Below are 19,773 nucleotides of genomic sequence, written 5' to 3' on the forward strand. Positions count from 1 at the left end.
GCCGACGTACGTCGGCCCCCACGACCGGAGTTGCGTCGTGGGGGCCGACGTCGTGCGGGTGAGGCGGTTACTTCCGTGCGGGGGCGATCCAGACGACGGCGCCGGTGTTCTGCGGCAGCGGGGTGATCGGGAACACGGTCACGCCGTATGCCTTCTCCAGCCCGGGGTTGCCGTTGCCGGTCACCGAATTGTTGAACGGCTTGCCGTAGTTCGCGAAGTCCGGCGAGCCGTCCGGCTTGGTCACCTTGGTCGAGTACGGCGCCCGAGCCGGGACCACGGTGGAACCGTCGCGGTCCTTGCCCACGAATCCGTTCGGACCCGCCTCGACACCCGGCGCGTAGCCGAGCACGTCGGAGAAGAACCGCACCGGTTCCGTCTTGGCGAAGTTCGCGCAGTGGTCGCCGGCCCGAAGGCAGGCCTGGAATCCCGGGGTGTCCTTGAAGCCGAACGCCGCGTTCGCCGACTGCACCCGGGCCTCCACGTTGGCCGCCTCGTTCGACGGCAGGTGCGGGAAGCGGTACGGCTCGGGGTTCGCGTCGACGAGCAACAACTCGCCCTTGGCACCGAACGACGGGCTGCGGTCGAGGAAGTTGAGGATGCCGTTGTTCGGGTACTCGTTGTCCCGGAGCCACACCAGCAGGCCCGGCGCGTTGTAGGCGAGCTTGGAGCGCTTGCCGTTCTCGCCGAACGTGTAGGTGTACTTCAGGCCCTGGTCGAAGCCGGACAGGTTGCGCCATTCGAGCAGGTAGTACTGCTCCTTGTTGAACGTACCGTCGGAGCGGACCCAACCGGCGCCGCGGGTGCCGGCACCGACCGAACCGGCCACCGGAGTCCAGCCGTTGTCGCCCTGCTCGACGTCGTCCGACCACACGGTGGCGCCACCGTTGGTGAGCGAGAAGTCGTCGGCGAGCCAACCCTTCTCCTGCGTCGCGGCGTCCGTGTCGACGCCCAGGCGCAGTTTGATGTTCTGCCCGGCGTAGGCGGTCAGGTCCACGTGGTCGTGGCGCCAACCGTTGCTGTCACCGGTGAGCCCGGTGCTCTTGCCGAACCGGCGCAGGTTGCCGTTCGGGTCCGGGTAGTCCGGCGGGGTGGACACCAGCGTGCCCGCCTCGTCGCGGACCTCCAGCTGTTTCCACGTGGCGCCGCCGTCGGTGGAGACCTCGACGAATCCGAAGTCCCAGTCCACCTCCAGGGAATAGTCGCTCCACCACTGGAACTTCAGGTCGGTGCCGGTCGGGACCGCGATGTCGCGGACGAGTTTCACGTCCGCCCACTGCTGGTCGTTGCTCGAGTACCACGCCTTGGTGCCGCTGTGCGGCGTGGAGAATCGGAACACCTTGTCGGGCAGGTTGACCCGGACCGCCTGTTGGGTGCCCTTGGGTGTCTTGGCCGCTTGGCCCAGGGTGGCGATCGTGGGTTTGTCACCCACCTTCAGGACCTGCGGTGTCAGCCAGCCCAGCGTGTACTTGGACCACGCGCTCATGTTGGCCGGCATCGACTGGAACAGCGGGCCCGAGTGGGAGCCGCTGGCCATCAGGTCCCAGAAGTTGACGTCGGACTCGCCGCCGCTGAAGTTGTCGTACAGGTCCGGCAGACCGAGGTCGTGGCCGTACTCGTGGGCGAACACGCCCACGCCGGAGTCCTCCGGCTGCACGATGTAGTTGGCGACCTTGACGGTGTTTCCGGGCACGGTGTAGCCGCCCGCCACGGCGCTGGAGTGCGCCCAGATGGCGTACGTGCCCTCGGCGCCGCCGCCGGAGGACTTGTCCTTGCCCGAGTGCACCAGGACCAGGTGGTCGACCACGCCGTCGGGCTCCTGCGTGTTGCCGTCGTTGTCGGCGTCGCCGGTGTCCTCCTTGTCGTAGTCGGCCCACGGGAAGTTCGGCTGGCTGCGCGCGAGTTCGTTCACCGCGTCGATCGCGAGCGTTTCCGCGCCCCCCGGGTTGTTCGGGTGTCCGCTCATGTCCTGCTGACGCTTGCCGCAGGCACCCGCGCCGTACCACGCCTCGGAGTGCGGAACCTTGATCCACGGGGTGGCGGTGCCGGAGACGGTGTACTTGCCGCTCGACATCTCCTCGTACATGTTCTTCATCGTGTAGCCGGAGACGTCGATGCCCGGCTTGCCGTCGGGACCGATCAGGTCCTTGCGCATGCGCTCGGTGATGCCCTGCTTGGTGTAGAGCATCTTGTTGAAGTGCTCGGGGCTGAAGTCCTTGACCCACGGCGTGTTGTTGTCGTTCCCGGCGAGCGCCGGGTCCGGGATCGTGTTGTGCAGCGGGCCGTTCTTGATGGTGCCCGGCGGTTCGACGACGCAGGAGGGGTCCAGGACGCTCGCACGGCGGTTGAACCCGGAGAAGTCGTCGTTGGCGTTCTCGTTGAACTCGACGAGAACGGTCAGCAATTTGGCGTTCTGTTGTTTGCCCGGCGCCAAACCGCTCTTCTCGGCCTTCAGTTGCTCCGGGCTCTTGCCCGTGCGCTGGGACTCGGCTTCCAGTCGGCGCAGTTGCCCCGCCGCGCGCGGATTGCCCTCGCGGTCCTTGCTGCCGCGCCCCTCCTTGGCCTTGCGGGCCTTGTCCGCGGCGGTCACTTCGCCGTCGACGCCGGTGCCCTGGGGGAACTCGGCTTCGACGGTGTTGAGATAGGTGTCCTCGGGTCCGGGGTTCCACACCGCCCTGGTGTTGTCCACCCGCACGGGCGCGGCGACGGACGCGGCGCCGGTCGCCGTGGAAAGTCCCGCGGCCACGAGTACGGAAGCCGACAGTAAAGTCACCGGGCCACGAAAACGCCGGAGGCCTCGCGGCGGCGTACCGCCGCGCCCGGGTATCGCTCGACTCAAGATGGTCTCCCCTTCCGCCCGGAAGGTGGTCCCGGACGCGAAGCGACGCCGATCAGGGTGCTGTGGTGCCTTACGCGCCCACGACGTCGAGCTGATTCGGCAGAGCCCGACCCCCACCTCCCGTCACCGTCGGGTCACGACGGAGACGGGATTTCGCGTCGGGCATCCGGACCCTAGATGCGCCTGTGACACCAGAGACAGGGGAGGCAAAGATTTCTTTATGAACCCTTTACCCGAGATTCGCGAAACCCTCGGGAAAAGGCCCGCATATCCGGGAAAATCGCACGCACCGATGAGTTCACGAACCCGGGGCAGTCCTTTGCAGTGGACCGCAAAGGTCCGCGCGATCCCGCCCGGATCCGGCCGGGGCCGCGCACCGCCGACACCCGGAGGACGCCCGATGTCCCAGCCCGAACCGCGCACCCGACTGGACGCGCGCTACAGCCACCCCGACGCCGAGGCCGTGCCGTGGTCGGTGGCGGTCACCCGCCTGGCGACCGCCCCGGTGTTCTGGCTGAGTACGGTGCGGCCGGACGGACGACCGCACGTGACACCGCTGTTGGCGGTCTGGCTGGAAAACGCGCTGCACTTTTGCACCGGCGCGGACGAACGCAAGTCGCACAACCTCCACGCCAACGCGAACTGCGTGCTGACCACCGGGGACAACGCCCTGGACCGGGGCCTCGATGTGGTCGTCGAGGGTCGCGCCGTCCCCCTGACGGACGAGTCGTCCCTGCGCCGCATCGCCGACGCCTACGCGGGCAAGTACGGTCCCGACTGGCGGTTCGAGGTCCGCGACGGCGCCTTCCACGGCAGTGGGGGCAACGTGGCACGGGTCCTGCGCGTGGCGCCGACCACCGTCTTCGGCTTCGGCAAGGGCACGTACAGCCAGACCAGGTGGCGCTTCGACGCCGTCTGAGGCCGCGCCCGGACGGCCCCGGTCAGGCGAACGGCCCGTCGGTGACGAAGCGACGCAACGATCGGGCGAACTCCCCCGCCGCGCCGGGCGGCCAGGCGGCCAGACTCGCGCCGATGTGATCGGCCAGTCGACGGCGCAGTTCCGCCACCGCGCGCTCGCCCGCGTCGGTGAGCACGAGCAGCGCCGCCCGCCGGTCGGTGGGGTGCGGTTCGCGCCGCACCAGTCCGGCCTCCTCCAGGCGGGTGGCGCGGCGGGTGACGCCGGAGCGGTCGAGTCCGACGTCGGGTGCCAGATCGGCCGCGCTGCGCGGTCCCGTGCGGGCCAGCGCGCTCAGGACCGGATAGGTCACCTCGTCCACCCCCTCGCCCATGCCCTCGGTCAGCGACCGGTGCAGACGCTCCCTGGTCGTCCGCCGCAACAACACGCCCAGCGCGTCGGCGATCTCGTATCCCACCTCGTTGTCCACACCGCAGAGGATAGCGTGCGCGGCGCACGCATATGGTGCTACGGTACGCGAAGGAAATGCGTGCGTTGCGCACGCGTTTCCTTGCTCTCTGCCGCTCACCCGAAAGGTAGGACCTCCCATGGCCCCCACCGGCATCGCCGCCGCGCTCACCGACCTGCTCTTCGATCGCGACCTCCCCCTCGCCGAGGCCGCCGACCGGCACTTCGCCCCGGACTACCGCCAGCGCACCGACGGGGAGTGGGCCGACCGCACCGAATTCCTCGCGCACATCGCCCACTTGCGCACGATCGTGGCCGCCGGTTCCATCGAGGTCCACGACGAGCTCCGCGAGGGGACGCGCTACGCCGACCGACACACGGTCGACATCACCAAGCACGACGGCTCGACCGTGCGCACCGAGGTCTACGTCTTCGCCGATCTGGCCCCCGACGGTCGTTTCCGGCGCATCGAGGAGGTCACCCTCATGCTCCGGGGCGACGAGGCCGACCGGAATCTCGGCAGCGCCCGCTGAATCCGGTCGGCTCGACCCGGGCCCCGCCCGGCCTCAGCCGGTGGGTACCGGCTGCGGCGCGGGCGGCCCGGTGTACCGGGCGATCGGCCGGATGATCTTCGTGTCATCGGCCTGTTCCAGGATGTTCGCGCACCACCCGATCACTCGGCTCACCGTGAAGGTCGGCGTGAACATGTTCCGGGGGATGCCGCACAGCTCCATCACCACACCCGCGTAGAACTCCACGTTGACGTGCAGTTCCCGCCCCGGCTTCAGCTCGGCCAGGATCTCGGTCACCCGACGGTGCACCGTGCCCGCGAACTCCACCAGCGCGACGCCCCGCGCGCCGGTGTGCGGGGCGAGTTCGCGAGCCAATCCGGCCAGCATCACCGCGCGCGGATCCTCGGTGCGGTAGACCGGGTGGCCGAATCCCATGATCCGCTCACCCTCGGCGATCCTGGGCCGCACCCACGCGTCGACCGCGTCGGGCGAGCCGATCGCGTCCAGCGACTCCAGCGCCCGATCCGGCGCACCGCCGTGCAGCGGACCGGAGAACGCGCCGATCGCCCCGACCACGGCGGACACCAGGTCGGCCCCCGTGGAGGCGATCACCCGCGCGGTGAACGTGGAGGCGTTGAAGCCGTGGTCGACGGTGGCGATCAGGTACCGCTCGATCGCCGCCACCCGCTCGGGTTCGGCCTCCTCGCCGGTCACCAGGTAGAGCCAGTTCGCCGCCGTGGACAGATCCGCCCGGGGCTCCAACGGCTCGGCCCCGGCCCGGATCCGGTACAGCGCCGCCAGGATCGTCGGGGTCACCGCCCCCACCAGGAGCGCGTCCGCCCGGCGCCGCTCCGGCGACGACTCCCACAGCGGCGGCAGCGTACGCGCGGCGCCGATCAACGACAGCGCCGTACGCAGTCCGGCGAGCGGATCGAAGCGCTCGCCCGCCGTGGCGATGGAGCGCAACACCGGGCGCAGTTCTTCGGGCAGCACCCGCAGCCGGGCCGACTCGGCGGCGAACGACGCGCGTTCGTCGGCCTCGGGCAGTCGGCCGTACACGAACAGGAACCACACGTCCTCGAACGTCCGGGTGCCGGCCAGCTCGATCGCCGAGTACTGCCGGTAGTGGTAGAAGCCCTTCGCGCCCTGCACATCGCCCAGCTCGGTGGTGGTGACCACCACCCCCTTCAACCCTCTGGGTACTTCGATCCCGCCGTCGACGACGACCGACATGACACGCCTCCCGCTCTGCGCACAGCTCCGCTTCGGCCACCTCGAATGTCGTCCCGACGATCAACTATCGTCAATGTTGATTGCCTCAATACCAGCGGAAGGCGGCGACGAAATGGCTGGTCGACGGGCCGTGCCGGGCGACGAAAGTGACCGGGATTACCTGACCACCGCTCAGGTCGCGCAACGCTTGGGGGTCAAGCCCGAGACCGTCTACGCCTACGTCAGTCGCGGGCTGCTGACGAGCGTGCGCGAGTCGCGACAGCGCGGCAGCCGGTTCGCCGCCGCGGACGTGGAGGAGTTGGCGGGCCGGACCGGCGGCCGGCGCGCCCGCCCCGCCAACGGCTCGATCGAACGCATCCACACCCGGGTGACCCTGTTGGCCGACGACCGGCTCTACTACCGCGGCCGCGACGTGGCCGAACTCACCGGATATCGCCTGGAGTCGGTGGCGCACTGGTTGTGGCGGGGCGTCGACCTCGCCGAGGTGCCCCCGTTCGAGGCCCCCGCCGGGCCGGCCGACCTGGTCCGGCGCACGGTGCGTCTGCTGCCGGACGGCGCCCGGCTCACCGACCGTATCCGGATGATCGTGGCCGCGGCGGGCACCGCCGATCCGTTGCGCTTCGACCTGTCGGAGCAGGCCGTGGTCCGCGCGGGCGAGACGCTGCTCGCGATGATGGCGGACACGCTGCCCCCGTGCCCGGGCGCGCCCCCGCCGACCGGGTCCTGCCTCGCGGCGCGGCTGTGGCCGAAACTGACCGCTCGCGCGGCGACCCCGGAGCACATCCGGTTGCTGAACGCCGCGCTCGTGCTCAAGGCCGACCACGACCTGGCGGTGTCCACGCTGGCCGCGCGGGTGGCGGCCGGCGCCCGGGCGGACGTGTACGCGGTGGTCTCGGCCGGCCTCGGGGTGTTCGACGGCCGGCATCACGGCGCGGCGATCGGCCTGGCGTACCGCTTCCTGCGCGACGCGCTCGACCCGGCCGGCGGCGGCCCGACCGCGGCGGTCGCCGACCGGTTGCGCGCCGGGGAGCGCCTGCCCGGTCTGGGCCACCTGCTCTACGCCGAACACGACCCGCGCGCCGATCTGTTGCTCGGCCTGCTCCGCGAACACGCCGAGCACGACGAGCGGGTCGCCCGGGTGATCCGCACGGTGGACGCGCTGACGCGCGAACCGGCGGCGCGCGCCGAGGTGTTCCCCAACGCGGACCTGGCGCTGGCCGCGTTGGCGCACGCCATGCAGATGCGGCCGGACGCCGGCGAGGCGGTCTTCGCGATGGCCAGGTCGATCGGCTGGCTCGCCCACGCGATGGAGGAGTACCGACAGCCCGGTCTGCGCTACCGGGCCATCGGCGTCTACACGGGCACCCGGCCGCCGAGCCGCTGAGCCGCGACGTCGACGGGCGGGCTCACTCCGCCTGCACCTGCGCCGGGTCGGCGACGGTTTTCAGCCAGTCCTCGACCAGCGCGACCTCCACCCACTGCGGGAACAACTTCTCGGTCAGGAACCGGTGCACTTCGGGGTCGAGGTCCAGGCAGCCGTCCACGAGCACGGTCAGGCCGAAGTCCAGGTCCTGTGCGTGACACAGGGTGTAGAGCACGACACCGCTGGTGGCGATGCCCGCCAGGACGAGACGGTCGATGTCGCGGGCCCGCAGGACCAGGTCGAGGTCGCTGCCGGAGAACGCGCTGCCGCGGCGTTTGGTGACCACGACGTCGCCCTCGCGGGGCGCGATGGCGGGGTGGATCGCGGTGCCCGCCGCGCCCTCGGTGAACAGCCCCATCGCCGCCGAGTTGGTGAGCACCCGGTTGCGCGGGCTCACCTCCGGCTGCCCCGGCCGCAGCCCGATCACGACGTAGATCACGGACATGCCCGCCGCGCGGGCCCCCTCGATCGCCGCGCCGAGCCGGTCCAGGTATCCGGAACCGTCGTCGGCCATCTCGACGATCTCCCGCTGTACGTCCATCACGAGGAGTGCGCCGTTGCCCATGCGTATCGTCCCCTCCCACCACGGACCGCGCGGCCCGTGCGCCGGCCGACACCGCTCCCCGGCGTCGGGTCGTGCCCCGCTCGGTACAGTACGGGGATGGCAAACCCCAGGGAGCAGATTCTCGCCGAACTCGGCGTGCGGACGGCCGTCGTGCCCAAGGTGGAGATCCGGCGCCGGGTCGACTTCCTCAAGGACTACCTGCGGTCGACCCCGGCCAAGGGCTACGTGCTCGGGATCAGCGGCGGCCAGGACAGCACGCTGGCGGGGCGATTGTGCCAACTCGCCGCCGAGGAGTTGCGGGCCGAGGGCCACGAGGCACAGTTCGTCGCGGTACGGCTGCCCTACGGCGTGCAGGCCGACGAGCACGACGCGCAGATCGCGTTGGGGTTCATCCGGCCCGACCGCTCGGTCACGGTGAACGTCAAGCCGGGCGCCGACGCGGTGGCCGCCGAGGTGGCCCGCGGTCTGGCCGAGTCGGCGGGCGGGGAGTCCGAGCTGCGGGACTTCGTGCGCGGCAACCTCAAGGCCCGCGAGCGCATGGTGATCCAGTACGCGATCGCCGGACAGCTGGGCCTGCTCGTGGTGGGCACCGATCATGCCGCCGAGGCGGTGACGGGCTTCTTCACCAAGTACGGCGACGGCGGTGTCGACCTCACCCCGCTGACCGGTCTGACCAAGCGTCAGGGCGCGGCGCTGCTCCAGGAGTTGGGCGCGCCGCCGAGTGCGTGGGAAAAGGTGCCGACCGCCGATCTGGAGGACGACCGTCCCGCGCTGCCCGACGAGGTGGCGCTGGGTCTGACGTACAGTCAGATCGACGAGTACCTGGAGGGTGGCGACGTCGCGCCGGAGGTGGCGGCGCGCCTGGAGTCGACCCATCGCGCGACCCGGCACAAGCGGGCCCAGCCGGTCACGCCCGACGACGACTGGTGGCGCTGAGCGCGCGGTAGCGGATCGGCGTGCGCGACATCGTCCGGGTCGGCCCGTGTGGGCCGACCCGGACGTCGTCGTCACACCAGGTCGAACCGGTCCAGCTCCATCACCTTGGTCCAGGCCGCGACGAAGTCGGCGACGAACTTCTCCTTGGCGTCGTCGCTCGCGTAGACCTCCGCGAGCGCGCGCAGCTCGGAGTTGGACCCGAAGACCAGGTCGACCCGGCTGCCGGTCCACTTGACCTCGCCGGTGGCCGCGTCGCGACCCTCGAACGTGTTCGCGTCCTCCGACGTCGCCTTCCACGTCGTGCCCATGTCGAGCAGGTTGACGAAGAAGTCGTTGCTCAGCACGCCGGGCGTGCTGGTGAACACGCCGAGCGAGGACTCCTGCGAGTTGGCGCCCAGCACGCGCAGCCCGCCGACCAGGACCGTGGTCTCCGGCGCGCTCAGGGTCAGCAGGTTCGCCCGGTCGATGAGCAGGTACTCGGCCGGCAGCCGGTTGCCCTTCGCGAGGTGGTTGCGGAACCCGTCGGCGGTCGGCTCCAGGGCGGCGAACGACTCGACGTCGGTCTCCTCCTGCGAGGCGTCCACCCGACCCGGGGTGAAGGGCACCTCGATGTCGACCCCGGCGGCCTTGGCGGCCTGTTCGACCGCGGCACCGCCGGCGAGCACGATCAGGTCGGCGAGCGAGACCCGCTTGCCGTCGCTGCGGCCGCCGTCGAACGCCGCCTTGATCTCCTCCAGGCCGCGCAGGACCGCGGCCAGCCGGTCGGGCTCGTTGACCTCCCAGCCGAGCTGCGGTTCGAGCCGCACACGCGCGCCGTTGGCGCCGCCGCGCTTGTCGCTGCCGCGGAAGGAGGACGCCGACGCCCACGCGGTGGACACCAGCTGGGACACGGTCAGACCGGAGGCGAACACCCGGGCCTTGAGGTCGGCGATCTCCTCGGCGCCGATCAGCTCGTGGTCGACCGCCGGCAGCGGGTCCTGCCACAGCAGCGTCTCGGTGGGCACCTCCGGGCCGAGGTAGCGCACGACCGGGCCCATGTCGCGGTGGGTCAGCTTGAACCACGCGCGCGCGAAGGCGTCGGCGAACGCCTGCGGTTCGGCCAGGAAGCGGCGCGAGATCTGCTCGTACGCCGGGTCGAAGCGCAGCGACAGGTCGGTGGTCAGCATGGTCGGCGCGTGGGTCTTCGACGCGTCGTGCGCGTCCGGGACGGTACCCGCGCCGGCGCCGTCCTTCGGCTTCCACTGGTGCGCGCCGGCCGGGCTCTTGGACAGCTCCCAGTCGTAGCCGAACAGCGTCTCGAAGAAGCTGTTGTCCCAGGTCACCGGGGTGGCGGTCCAGGCGCCCTCGAGCCCGCTGGTGATCGCGTCGGCGCCCTTGCCGGTGCCGAACGTGTTCCTCCAGCCCAGGCCCTGCTGCTCGATCGGGGCGGCCTCGGGGTCGGGGCCGACGTTGTCCGCCGGGCCGGCGCCGTGCGTCTTGCCGAAGGTGTGCCCGCCGGCGATCAGGGCGACGGTCTCCTCGTCGTTCATCGCCATCCGGCGGAACGTCTCGCGGATGTCGCGCGCGGCGGCCAGCGGGTCCGGGTTGCCGTTCGGACCCTCCGGGTTGACGTAGATCAGGCCCATCTGGACCGCGCCGAGCGGGTTCTCCAGATCCCGGTCGCCGCTGTAGCGCTCGTCGCCCAGCCAGGTGTTCTCGGGGCCCCAGTAGACGTCCTCGTCGGGCTCCCACACGTCGGCGCGACCGCCGCCGAAGCCGAAGGTCTCGAAGCCCATCGTCTCCAGGGCCACGTTGCCGGTGAGGACCAGCAGGTCGGCCCACGACAGGCTCTGCCCGTACTTCTTCTTGACCGGCCACAACAGGCGACGGGCCTTGTCCAGGCTCGCGTTGTCCGGCCAGCTGTTGAGCGGGGCGAAGCGCTGCTGCCCGGCGCCGGCGCCGCCGCGGCCGTCGCTGATCCGGTAGGTGCCGGCGCTGTGCCAGGCCATCCGGATCATGAACGGGCCGTAGTTGCCGTAGTCGGCCGGCCACCAGTCCTGCGAGGTGGTCAGCACCTCGGCGATGTCCCGCTTCACCGCGGGAAGATCGAGCGCCTTGAACGCCTCGGCGTAGTCGAAGTCCGCGCCGAGGGGGTTGGCCACGGCGGGGTTCTTGGCAAGGATCCTCAGGTTCAGTCGCTCCGGCCACCACTGCCGGTTTCCACCGCCCTGAGTCGGGTGCGGGGCGCGCGTGTGCGCGACCGGGCAGCCCCCTTCGCCCTCCGTCTTCGCGTCTACGACGATTGCGTCATTGTTCTCGGGCATGGGAATCCTTCCGGACCAGGCGGATCGTGGTACTCGGGGAGTGCGAGCGGTGCAACGGTCGGGGAAGCCGGGCCCGCCGGACGTGCTCGGCCCGGGGACGCCGACAATCCTCTACGGTCGTGCGGTCCACGTCGGCTACGACACGACGGGTCGGCGGAACCGGACCGCGTCGCGGTCGGTTCACCGCGTGGTACGGGTCCCGCGCCGGCGGCCGGCTTCGTCAGGCCGGCACCGCGCGGTTCCACGGCGGTGGTCCCGTCACGTCTCCGTCTCCTGCCGTAGTGGGGTGTTCCCGACTCTTGGCCGGCGCCAGAACCGATCCTACGATGGACAGAGTCCAAGTCAAGATGTGCGCCAATTCCATATCCAACCGGAACCCGGACCTCCGCCGGTAAACTCGGGTTTCCACCGAACCTGAATAGGTGAACCGATATGAGTGACCTGCTGGAGCGACTGCGCGCGCGTGGTTGGCGGATGACGTCGCAGCGGCGTGTCGTGGCCGAGGTCCTCGACGGCGACCACGTGCATCTGACGGCCGACGAGGTCCACGCGCGCGCGGTGGCGCGCCTGCCCGAGATCTCCCGCGCCACGGTCTACAACGCGCTGGGCGAACTGGTCTCGCTGGGCGAGGTCATCGAGGTGTCCACCGACGGCCGCGCCAAGCGCTACGACCCCAACGCGCACCGCCCACACCAGCACCTGGTCTGCTCCCGGTGCGGCACCATCCGCGACGTACAGCCGGCCGGCGACCCCCTGACCGACCTCCCCACCGACCAACGCTTCGGCTTCACCGTCTCGGCGGTCGAGGTCACATACCGCGGCGTGTGTCCATCCTGCGCGTAGCGCTTCCGGGGCCGGTGACCGCCTCGGCAGCCCACCGGATCAGTGGTGCTCGGCGGGAGTTCGAAGACACGCGCTAGGCGCGGTGCAGCCAGGTGTGCAGGACGACGTGGCCGTCGCGGCGGTCGCGGGTGATCGGCTCGGCGTCGGTGTGGTGGAAGCCGGTGGATCGGGCGACGGCGATGCTCGCGGCGTTGTCGGCGGCTATGCGCAGGATCACCGCGTCGATGCCGAGTTCGTCGCGGGCGTACGCGGTCATCAGGCGCACCGCGCGGCCGGCCAGGCCCTGGCGGCGGTGCCGTGCGCCGATTCCGTAGGCGATCTCCCCCACCCGACTCGGCCGCGCGGCCTCGGAGCCCAGGTCGATGCCGGGGCCGTCGGCGACCGGGAACAGCAGGACTTCGCCGCACGGTTCGCCGCCGTCGACGGTGATGGCCAGTTGGATGCCCCGATGCAGGGCGCGGGACGCGCGGGCCCGCGCCAGGTACGCCCGCGCGGCCTCGGCGTCGAACGGCGAGGTCAGCGGTGTCCATCGGTCGATCTCGGGCTCGTCGAACAGCTCGACCATGGCCGGCACGTCGTCGTCGGTCCACTCGCGCAGCCACAGCCCGTGGCCCTGTACGCGGATCTCGCTCGGCAGGAGGTATGCGGGGGATGAGGTCATGGCCCGATCCTGCCCGCTGATCCGTCCCGAGGCGAAACCGCGCATCGCGCGGTGCGCCTGCCGGGCGGCCGGAATCACCGACCGGTCGCCCCGCTCTCGGGGCGGCGGGCGGTGACGGTGAAGTAGTCGAGGGTGCCCTCGCGGTAGGCCAGGAGGAAGTTGTGCGGCCAGGTGCCGGGCGCCCAGGTGCGCTCCAGCCAGCGGTCCCATCCGGGCCAGACCGACGCCCCGATCGAGTCGACCCGGATGTCGCCGAGCCCGGCTCGTTCGAGGGCGCCGGTCAACTCCGGGACGGTGTGCGGTACATCCAGGCCCTCGGCGAACGTGTGCAACAACTCGGCCGGCCGCCGCGCCCGGGCCGGATCGGCGTCGGGAACGAGGAAGGTGGCCACGGCCATGCGTCCCCCGGGCCGCAACACCCGTGCGGCCTCGCGGGCGAACGCCCCGAGGTCACGGAAGTGCTGGGCCGCCTCGACGCTGTACAGGCAGTCGAACCCGCCGTCGCCGAACGGCATGTCCTCGGCCGCCCCGCGCACGAACCGCAACCCCCCGGGCCGGCGGGCGGACGACTCGGCGGTGGCCCGTTCCGCCCGCCGCAACTGCTCCGGATGGATGTCCATGCCGGTGACGAGGGCGAAGCCGTACTCCTCCAGCGCCACCGCGCTCCCGGCCCCCAGCCCGCAGCCCACCTCCAGGGCCCGCAGCCCCTCGCCCGGCGCCAACGCGTCCAGCACATGCCGGTACAGGGCCCGCTGACTGGCGATGCGATCCTCCTCGGTGAGCGCCCGATCGAGGTCGATCCCGTGCCAGTAGCCGAAGTTGATGAACCCACCGCCGAACAACCCCGTCGCGCCGAGATCGTCCGCCCCATAGGTCTTCTCGACCGCCGCCGGAATGCCATGCCGCGTCCCACCGGACCCGTCCGTCATCGACGCCACCTCTCGACAGGAAGCACACCCACCCCCCGGTTGCCCACCCCGTACGCCCCCCGAACCCGGGCCTTCCTTCGATGATTGCCCATCGTCCTCGACGAACGTACCCGCGCGCGTCCCGCCGATATGCGGACGCCGGGATTCCGGAACGTGGGGCATTGGTCGGCCGGTGTTCAGGTGTGCGGTGCCCGGCGGCCATCGCGTTGCGCCAGGGTCTTGGCGGCCGGACCTGTCGGTACGGCACTGGCACGGCAGAGGAGTTCGGTGCACATGAGGTCGATGGTCCGAGGTTTGCGGTCGGCGGTACGCGGCGTGGCGGCCGGGGCGGCGTGCGTCGCGCTGTGTGCGACGGTCGGGCTCACGGGCACGGCGCACGCGGCGGAGGCGTCCGACGAGCAGGCGGCGCGGGCGAAGCCGGCGTTCCCGTCCTCGATCAAGGGGTGGCAGCCGATCGGGCGGTACGAGATCGACGCCGCGTCGCAGGCCCAGGGACTGGCCAACGTGCGTCCGCACGGCGCCAAGCCGTACCTGTACTACACGGGCAACACCTCGATCCCCGCCCCGGTGCGCGAGCGCGGCTGGTCGCACATCGGCGACCCGGACTCCTCTCGCGGTTACCTGTTCGACGCGTACCAGGGCGGCGGCGACGCGACGGCGAAGATGTTCCGGGTGACCACGCCGTCGGGCGCGGCCTACGAGTACGTGCACCCGCTCGCGGCCGGCGAGGCGATGAACAACTCGTTCGCCGCGATCTCCCCCGACAGCCGCTGGATGGTCTCCGGCGAATGGGACACGATGAACCGCCTGCTCGTCTTCCCCACCCCGCTGCTCAACCCCGCCACGGCGCGCACCGGCGGCGACCTCGCGCTCGCCGGCACCATCGAACTGGACCGTCCGGTCAAGGACATCCAGGGCTGTACGTTCCTGGACGCGAAGCGGCTGCTGTGCGCGTCGGACGACTCCGACCGCAAGTTGTTCCCCGAGGCCAAGCCGCTGTTGCAGATCGACCTGAAGAAGGCGCTGAACGGTCGCACCGTCACCGGGCACGTGACCTCGCTCGGCGCGCTTCCGCAGCTCAGCGCCTGCCCCGGCACGGCCGTCGACTTCGAGACCGAGGGCAACGACTACGACCGGCACACCGGTGTGCTGCGCGTCGAGATGATCCCGCCGCGCGACTGCGCCGCGCGCGCGACGGTGTACGAGTTCAAGCGCAAGCGCTGAGCCGGTAGGGGTGGGTCACAGGGCCGACGCCCGGTGGCCCGCCCCTCCCCGGCCCACGCGTCCTCGGCGGTGAACCGTCAGGGCCGGCGGGGACGCACGGGGCGGTGCGCGCGTAGGCGGCGCCAGGTGCCGGTCAGGTGTGCGGCGAGGGCGATGTTCAGCACGGCGGCCGGTGCGATCAGCGGCCAGGCGAGCGAGGCGGGGGCGGTGACGCCGCGGTTGACGACCAGCATGAGCAGGGTGGCCAGGACGAGGAGTACGCCGAACGTGGCGGTCGCCGCCTCGCGCAGCGGCGGGGCCGCGTCGGGCAGGGCGGCCCGCGGACCGGTCGCCGCGCGCAGCCCGGACAGCGCCGAGGCCGCGGCCAGGACGGTCCCGAAGGCGAGCAGCCCCAGACCCGCGTCCAGGACGGGCGGCCGCCGCTCCCAGGGGCCGGCCGGACCGGTCAGCATGGCGGTGGACCATACGCTCGCCAGCGCCGGCAGCGCTCCGAGCGCGGTCAGGACCTGTCGCCGCGCCCGCCGTCGGCCGGTGGCGGCGTTGTAGGCCTCGGCCACGGTGGTCGGCGACCCCCACTCGGCCACGGCACGGCGGCCGGCCTCCTCGGGGTCGCCGCAGTCCTCCAGGTGCGCCTCGGCCGCCGCGAGCAGTCCGTCCAGCGCCTCGTCGAGGATCGCCCGACGCCGAGCCCGCGTGCCGGTCAACTCGGCGGCGACACGGCGAAGATAGTCGTCGATCACGGCGTCGGACACGACGGCGGACCGCACGCCGAGTACGGCGTCGGACGCGACGGCGAGCCGGACGCCGAGCACGGCGTCGGGCAGGGCCGCGTGCGCGACGTCGGACACGGCGTCCGGCTCGGCCGCGTGTACGGCCGCCGGCGCGGCATCGGGCTCGGACTCGTACCCATCGCCGGGCGCGGGAGCGGGACTCACGCGGGCTCGACCCCCAGCACGCCGGATACGACGTCGGCGAACTCCCGCCAGGACGAGCGCTGTTCGCTCAACGCTCGCTTCCCCGCCCGAGTCAGCGTGTAGCTGCGCCGGCGCCGCCCCCCGTGCACCGACCACCGTCCGGCGATCAGACCCGCCGTCTCCAGCCGGTGCAGCGCCGGATACACGGTGCCCGTCGGCAGCGTGATGTGCCCGCCGCTGCGGGACTTCAACTCCTCGACGATCGCGTAGCCGTGTTGCTCGCCGGACTCCAACACGGCCAGGAGCATGCCTTCGAGATGCCCTTTGAGCACTTCGGCCTTCATGGGTCGGCAGGCTACACCGGCGATGCGTAGCGAGACTACACGCCCCTCGCCGATAGGTAGCGACGTTATGTATAGACTCCCGCCGCATGAGTAGCGTGCCTATCCATGCGAAACGGGGGGCGTCCGTCGTGGAGACGATGACGCGTTGGGTCCTCGGACACCGGCGCCTGGTGATCCTGGTCTGGCTGGTGCTCGCCGCGGCGGGCATCGCCACCGTCGGCGACACCGTCGATCGGCTGAGCCAGGGCTCGGAGTTGCCCGGCCGGCCCGGGCAACAGGCCAACGACCTCATCCGGGAGCGCTTCGGCGGCACCGGCGGCCGCAACGCCCCGCTGCTCGTCGAGGTGACCGTCCCGGACGGCCGCCGCGCCGACGAGGCCGAGGTGCGCGACGCGTTCGACGCGGCCGTGCGACGCGCCACCCCGCCCGGCGGCCGGCACGCGTCGTTCGCGTCCACCGGCGACCCGGCGCTGATCTCGGCCGACGGGCGCAGCACGGTGGCCCTGGTCTACCCGCCCGGCGGCGAGGGCCCGAAGGCGTACGGCGACGCGCCGGCCCGGGTGCGGGCGGCGGTGGCCGGGGTCCGGATCGCCGGCGCGCCCGTCGGGGTCACGGGCCGGCCGCTGCTGTCCGGACGCGACAACGGCGCCGCCCGCAGCCCGATCGCCGAGACCCTGCTCGGCGCGCTGGGCGCGTTGGTCGTACTCGGCCTGACCTTCGCCGGCGGCCTGGCCCTGATCCCGCTCCTGACCGCCGCGATCGCCATCCCCACGACGTTCCTGCTCGTCGGCGGCCTCACCCGGGTCACCGACGTGTCGTTCATCGTGCAGTACCTGGTCGCCCTGATCGGCCTGGGCATCGCGATCGACTACGCGCTGCTCGTGGCGACCCGATGGCGCGAGGAACGCGACCGCGCGGGCGGTCCCGATCCGGCCGGGCGCGTCGAGGCGATCGTGCGCGCCGCGACCACCGCCGGCCGCGCGGTCCTGCTCAGCGGCGCGACCGTCGCACTGTCCCTGGCCGCGCTGGTCGTACTGCCCGTTCCGTTCCTGCGCAGCGTCGGCTACGCGGGTCTGCTGATGCCGCTGGTGAGCGTCGCGGTCACGCTGACCCTGCTGCCGGTGCTGCTGTACGTGTGCGGCGCCCGGCTGGACGTGCCGCGCCGCACCCGGCGTCCGGAGGGCCGAGCGTGGTCGGCGATCGCCCGGGCCACCACGCGCCGGCCGGTCCTGGCCGCGGTGCTCGGCGGCGCGCTGCTGCTCGCCCTCGCCGCACCCGCACTGACCATGCGGGTGGGGCAGCCCCAGGTGACGGCGCTCGGCCGCGGCGGCGAACCCGCGCGGGTGTTCGCCGCGATCGACGGTGCCGGCTTCGGCACGGGGATCGCCCAGCCGATCGAGGTGGCGACCGACGGCGAACCGGAGGCATTGGCCCGGCGGTTGGCGGCCGAACCCGGCGTGGCCGGCACGATCGCCCCCGCCGGGTGGAACAGCGGGGGCCTGCGCGTCGTGGACGTGTGGACGGCCGAGGACCCCGCCACCGACGCGGGTCGCGCCGCGGTGGGCCGCGTCCTGGCCGCGGCGCGCGCCATGCCCGGGGTGCACGCGGGTGGCGGCCCGGCGCAGGATCGCGACTTCGCGGACGCCGTCTACGGAGCGTTGCCGCTGGTCCTGGCGGCGATCGCGGTGTTCACGTTCCTCGTGCTGATGCGGTCGTTGCGCTCGATCTGGCTGCCGGTCAAGGCCCTCGTGCTGAACACCGTGTCGGTGGCCGCCGCCTACGGCGCGGTCGTACTGATCTGGCAGAAGGGCTACGGCAGCGAACTGCTCTTCGACACCCCGGCCACGGGGGCGATCACCGTGTGGGTGCCGATGGCGGTGTTCGCGTTCCTGTTCGGATTGTCCATGGACTACGAGGTGTTCATCCTGACCCGGATCCGCGAGGCGCACCTCGACCTCGCCGCCCGAGGGGTCCGGGACACCACCGAGGAGGCCGTCGTGATCGGCATCGGCCGTACCGGCAGGCTGGTCACCTCGGCCGCGCTGATCCTGTTCCTGGCCTTCGTCGCGTTGTCCACCGTCCCGGTCACCGACGTGAAGATCCTGGCCACCGCTCTCGGGGTCGGCATCGTGGTGGACGCGACGATCGTCAGAGGGGTGCTCGCGCCCGCGCTGGTGACCCTGATGGGGCGGGCCAACTGGTGGTTCCCACACCACGCGGGTGGCCCTCGCGGAGGCCGGGGTGTCGACGGGCCGGAGCACGCGGAGCACCCTGGCGTGGCCTCGGGCCCGGCCCGTACCCTGGACCGGATCGACGCCGAACCCCCACGACCCGAAACGGGCTGATCACGTGCCGATGCCGCTCCTGGTGGTCCTCGTCGTCGTCGGGCCGATGGTGATCGGGATCGCCTTCGTCGCGCTGCTCGGCGCCACGCTCGGTCGCCGGGCACGGGAGGGGCGGCGCACCGGCCGCTACACCTCCCGTCCCGGCAACTCGTCGAGCAATTGGTGACCCGGGCCCGCCGCCGGAGGGGCCCGAAAGTCCCGAAACACCTCACCACGCCCGGGCGATCGGAGGTCCGGAGGACCGCCCACGCGCGTCGGCTCCTATGCGGGGGCGACCAGCAACAGGGCCTCGTTGAGGTTGTGTTCGGCGATCTCCTGCATGAACTTCCGGTTGGGGAAGTCGCCGTCGAGCAGGCGTAGCGGGCCCGCCGTCAGGGACAGGCGTTGGGCGAGCATGTACAGGGCGAGTCGGGCCTCGTCGAGGTCGTCCACCGCCACCCGGCGGTAGTCGTCGTGGAGGCGGATGCGCAGGAACACGTGCTCCCATTCGACGTCGAAGTACATCAGGTCCTCGATGTCGATCAGCACCGGATGGCCGTCCCGATCCACCAGGACGTGGTCCAGGCCGAGTTCGCCGTGGATCACCGAGTATTCGGCGCGGGGCAGTACCGCCGAGGCGAGGTCGCGCAGCCTTTCCTCCAGGCGGTCCCGGGCCGCGGCGATCCTCGCGTCGCGCCCGGCCGCCTCGGCGAGGTTGCGCAGCGCGAAGTCCAGCACGACGCCCTCGCAGGAGGTGCCCCGCGCCGTACCGCCCCCGTCGATCAGCGCCACCTTGCCGTACGTCGGCGCCCGATACGCCCGCATCGCCGCCAACCCTTCCACCAGACGCGCCATCGTCGGCTCCGCCGCGTGCGGGTCGCGCTCGAACCTGGTCATCAGGTCCTCGCCGGGGAAGTCCTCCACGATGGCGAGATCGGCCGGGAAGTACGCCCGGTCGCGGTCGACCAGATACACCTTCGGCACCCGCAGACCCAGCGCGTCCAGCCGGGCGTGCGCCGCCTCGAACAGGTCGAGCCCGACACCCGGCGAGAACGGATCGGCGACGTCGTCGTCGCCCTCGTGCGCCGGCCAGTAGTTCTCCGAGTCCGCCCACAGATACCCGATCACCGACGTCGCGTCGTCCATCGTCAACCGGTACACGCCCTTGCGGGTACCGCCCGTGAGCCGCTCGATCCCCGCCAACCGCCGCCCGCCGCCCAGTGCGGCCCGTACCGCTCCCGCCAGTTGATCCCGTGTCACATTGCTCGGCGCCACGTCCGCGACCCGCCTTCCCGGTTCGACAACCGGGGCACCCTACGCGAGCCGTCGTGCGCGGGCGATCGATTTCCCCGCCTCGTGCACG

General features: G+C 71.8%; 18 protein-coding genes. 8 read left to right on the plus strand and 10 right to left on the minus strand.

The features are described 5' to 3' along the window. Positions 1 to 67 precede the first annotated feature (67 nt). Complete coding sequence (locus B4N89_RS44180; protein ID WP_078982250.1) at positions 68 to 2,770, minus strand: immune inhibitor A domain-containing protein; 2,703 nt, start codon at positions 2,768 to 2,770, stop codon at positions 68 to 70. Positions 2,771 to 3,236: 466 nt separating this feature from the next. Here B4N89_RS44180 and B4N89_RS44185 point away from each other — a divergent pair, with 466 nt between their 5' ends. Beyond that, a complete protein-coding gene (locus tag B4N89_RS44185; protein ID WP_078982251.1) occupies positions 3,237 to 3,755 on the plus strand; it encodes a pyridoxamine 5'-phosphate oxidase family protein in 519 nt (172 codons plus the stop codon). Between the two features lie 22 nt (positions 3,756 to 3,777). Here the strand turns inward: B4N89_RS44185 and B4N89_RS44190 are convergent, their stop codons facing one another. Then, the gene (locus B4N89_RS44190) at positions 3,778 to 4,221 is read right to left on the minus strand and encodes a MarR family winged helix-turn-helix transcriptional regulator (RefSeq protein WP_078982252.1); all 444 of its coding nucleotides are present in this window, start codon (positions 4,219 to 4,221) and stop codon (positions 3,778 to 3,780) included. A gap of 118 nt (positions 4,222 to 4,339) precedes the next feature. Between B4N89_RS44190 and B4N89_RS44195 the strand changes: the two genes are divergently transcribed. Next, positions 4,340 to 4,732, plus strand: a complete 393-nt coding sequence (locus B4N89_RS44195; protein WP_078982253.1) for a nuclear transport factor 2 family protein — start codon at positions 4,340 to 4,342, stop codon at positions 4,730 to 4,732. A gap of 33 nt (positions 4,733 to 4,765) precedes the next feature. Here B4N89_RS44195 and B4N89_RS44200 read toward each other — a convergent pair whose 3' ends face one another. Continuing rightward, positions 4,766 to 5,944 carry a citrate/2-methylcitrate synthase gene (locus tag B4N89_RS44200; RefSeq protein WP_078982254.1) on the minus strand — a complete coding sequence of 393 codons (1,179 nt, stop codon included), beginning with the start codon at positions 5,942 to 5,944 and terminating at the stop codon, positions 4,766 to 4,768. A gap of 112 nt (positions 5,945 to 6,056) precedes the next feature. On the opposite strand from B4N89_RS44200, the gene B4N89_RS44205 reads away from it, so the two are divergent. Continuing rightward, a complete protein-coding gene (locus tag B4N89_RS44205) occupies positions 6,057 to 7,328 on the plus strand; it encodes a citrate synthase (protein WP_078982255.1) in 1,272 nt (423 codons plus the stop codon). Between the two features lie 22 nt (positions 7,329 to 7,350). Here B4N89_RS44205 and B4N89_RS44210 read toward each other — a convergent pair whose 3' ends face one another. Continuing rightward, positions 7,351 to 7,932 (minus strand): cysteine hydrolase family protein, encoded by a 582-nt coding sequence (locus tag B4N89_RS44210; protein WP_078982256.1) that lies wholly within the window; start codon positions 7,930 to 7,932, stop codon positions 7,351 to 7,353. 96 nt (positions 7,933 to 8,028) lie between these two features. Here B4N89_RS44210 and nadE point away from each other — a divergent pair, with 96 nt between their 5' ends. After that, positions 8,029 to 8,868, plus strand: a complete 840-nt coding sequence (gene nadE / locus B4N89_RS44215) for an ammonia-dependent NAD(+) synthetase (protein ID WP_078982257.1) — start codon at positions 8,029 to 8,031, stop codon at positions 8,866 to 8,868. A 71-nt stretch (positions 8,869 to 8,939) separates the two neighbouring features. Here nadE and katG read toward each other — a convergent pair whose 3' ends face one another. Next, a complete protein-coding gene (gene katG / locus B4N89_RS44220) occupies positions 8,940 to 11,171 on the minus strand; it encodes a catalase/peroxidase HPI (protein ID WP_078982258.1) in 2,232 nt (743 codons plus the stop codon). A gap of 432 nt (positions 11,172 to 11,603) precedes the next feature. Here katG and B4N89_RS44225 point away from each other — a divergent pair, with 432 nt between their 5' ends. Then, on the plus strand, positions 11,604 to 12,014 hold the full coding sequence (locus tag B4N89_RS44225) for a Fur family transcriptional regulator (protein WP_078982259.1): 411 nt from the start codon (positions 11,604 to 11,606) through the stop codon (positions 12,012 to 12,014). 73 nt (positions 12,015 to 12,087) lie between these two features. Here the strand turns inward: B4N89_RS44225 and B4N89_RS44230 are convergent, their stop codons facing one another. Then, positions 12,088 to 12,675, minus strand: a complete 588-nt coding sequence (locus tag B4N89_RS44230) for a GNAT family N-acetyltransferase (RefSeq protein WP_078982425.1) — start codon at positions 12,673 to 12,675, stop codon at positions 12,088 to 12,090. 74 nt (positions 12,676 to 12,749) lie between these two features. Beyond that, positions 12,750 to 13,604 carry a class I SAM-dependent methyltransferase gene (locus B4N89_RS44235; protein WP_078982260.1) on the minus strand — a complete coding sequence of 285 codons (855 nt, stop codon included), beginning with the start codon at positions 13,602 to 13,604 and terminating at the stop codon, positions 12,750 to 12,752. 273 nt (positions 13,605 to 13,877) lie between these two features. Between B4N89_RS44235 and B4N89_RS44240 the strand changes: the two genes are divergently transcribed. Beyond that, a complete protein-coding gene (locus B4N89_RS44240; protein ID WP_201261176.1) occupies positions 13,878 to 14,828 on the plus strand; it encodes a hypothetical protein in 951 nt (316 codons plus the stop codon). A 77-nt stretch (positions 14,829 to 14,905) separates the two neighbouring features. On the opposite strand, the gene B4N89_RS44245 is transcribed toward B4N89_RS44240, so the two are convergent. Next, positions 14,906 to 15,763 (minus strand): hypothetical protein, encoded by an 858-nt coding sequence (locus B4N89_RS44245; RefSeq protein WP_078982262.1) that lies wholly within the window; start codon positions 15,761 to 15,763, stop codon positions 14,906 to 14,908. After that, a complete protein-coding gene (locus B4N89_RS44250) occupies positions 15,760 to 16,086 on the minus strand; it encodes a PadR family transcriptional regulator (RefSeq protein ID WP_078982263.1) in 327 nt (108 codons plus the stop codon). Before B4N89_RS44250 ends, B4N89_RS44245 begins: the two co-directional genes overlap by 4 nt. Before the next feature lie 137 nt (positions 16,087 to 16,223). On the opposite strand from B4N89_RS44250, the gene B4N89_RS44255 reads away from it, so the two are divergent. Both B4N89_RS44255 and B4N89_RS50395 read left to right on the plus strand, forming a co-directional pair. Then, the gene (locus B4N89_RS44255; protein WP_201261177.1) at positions 16,224 to 18,431 is read left to right on the plus strand and encodes an MMPL family transporter; all 2,208 of its coding nucleotides are present in this window, start codon (positions 16,224 to 16,226) and stop codon (positions 18,429 to 18,431) included. Between the two features lie 10 nt (positions 18,432 to 18,441). Next, on the plus strand, positions 18,442 to 18,597 hold the full coding sequence (locus B4N89_RS50395; protein WP_161501030.1) for a hypothetical protein: 156 nt from the start codon (positions 18,442 to 18,444) through the stop codon (positions 18,595 to 18,597). 95 nt (positions 18,598 to 18,692) lie between these two features. On the opposite strand, the gene B4N89_RS44260 is transcribed toward B4N89_RS50395, so the two are convergent. After that, a complete protein-coding gene (locus B4N89_RS44260) occupies positions 18,693 to 19,670 on the minus strand; it encodes a phosphotransferase family protein (RefSeq protein WP_078982426.1) in 978 nt (325 codons plus the stop codon). Between the last annotated feature and the right edge of the window lie 103 nt (positions 19,671 to 19,773).

The organism is Embleya scabrispora (genome assembly GCF_002024165.1).
In the GTDB taxonomy this organism is placed as follows: Bacteria; Actinomycetota; Actinomycetes; order Streptomycetales; family Streptomycetaceae; genus Embleya; species Embleya scabrispora_A.

Coding starts and splice junctions, on each gene's coding strand:
- B4N89_RS44185 (WP_078982251.1), top strand. CDS start 3,237: ATGTCCCAGCCCGAACCGCGCACCCGACTGGACGCGCGCTACAGCCAC.
- B4N89_RS44195 (WP_078982253.1), top strand. CDS start 4,340: ATGGCCCCCACCGGCATCGCCGCCGCGCTCACCGACCTGCTCTTCGAT.
- B4N89_RS44200 (WP_078982254.1), bottom strand. CDS start 5,944: ATGTCGGTCGTCGTCGACGGCGGGATCGAAGTACCCAGAGGGTTGAAG.
- B4N89_RS44205 (WP_078982255.1), top strand. CDS start 6,057: ATGGCTGGTCGACGGGCCGTGCCGGGCGACGAAAGTGACCGGGATTAC.
- B4N89_RS44210 (WP_078982256.1), bottom strand. CDS start 7,932: ATGGGCAACGGCGCACTCCTCGTGATGGACGTACAGCGGGAGATCGTC.
- nadE (WP_078982257.1), top strand. CDS start 8,029: ATGGCAAACCCCAGGGAGCAGATTCTCGCCGAACTCGGCGTGCGGACG.
- katG (WP_078982258.1), bottom strand. CDS start 11,171: ATGCCCGAGAACAATGACGCAATCGTCGTAGACGCGAAGACGGAGGGC.
- B4N89_RS44225 (WP_078982259.1), top strand. CDS start 11,604: ATGAGTGACCTGCTGGAGCGACTGCGCGCGCGTGGTTGGCGGATGACG.
- B4N89_RS44230 (WP_078982425.1), bottom strand. CDS start 12,675: ATGACCTCATCCCCCGCATACCTCCTGCCGAGCGAGATCCGCGTACAG.
- B4N89_RS44235 (WP_078982260.1), bottom strand. CDS start 13,604: ATGACGGACGGGTCCGGTGGGACGCGGCATGGCATTCCGGCGGCGGTC.
- B4N89_RS44240 (WP_201261176.1), top strand. CDS start 13,878: ATGAGGTCGATGGTCCGAGGTTTGCGGTCGGCGGTACGCGGCGTGGCG.
- B4N89_RS44250 (WP_078982263.1), bottom strand. CDS start 16,086: ATGAAGGCCGAAGTGCTCAAAGGGCATCTCGAAGGCATGCTCCTGGCC.
- B4N89_RS44255 (WP_201261177.1), top strand. CDS start 16,224: ATGACGCGTTGGGTCCTCGGACACCGGCGCCTGGTGATCCTGGTCTGG.
- B4N89_RS50395 (WP_161501030.1), top strand. CDS start 18,442: ATGCCGCTCCTGGTGGTCCTCGTCGTCGTCGGGCCGATGGTGATCGGG.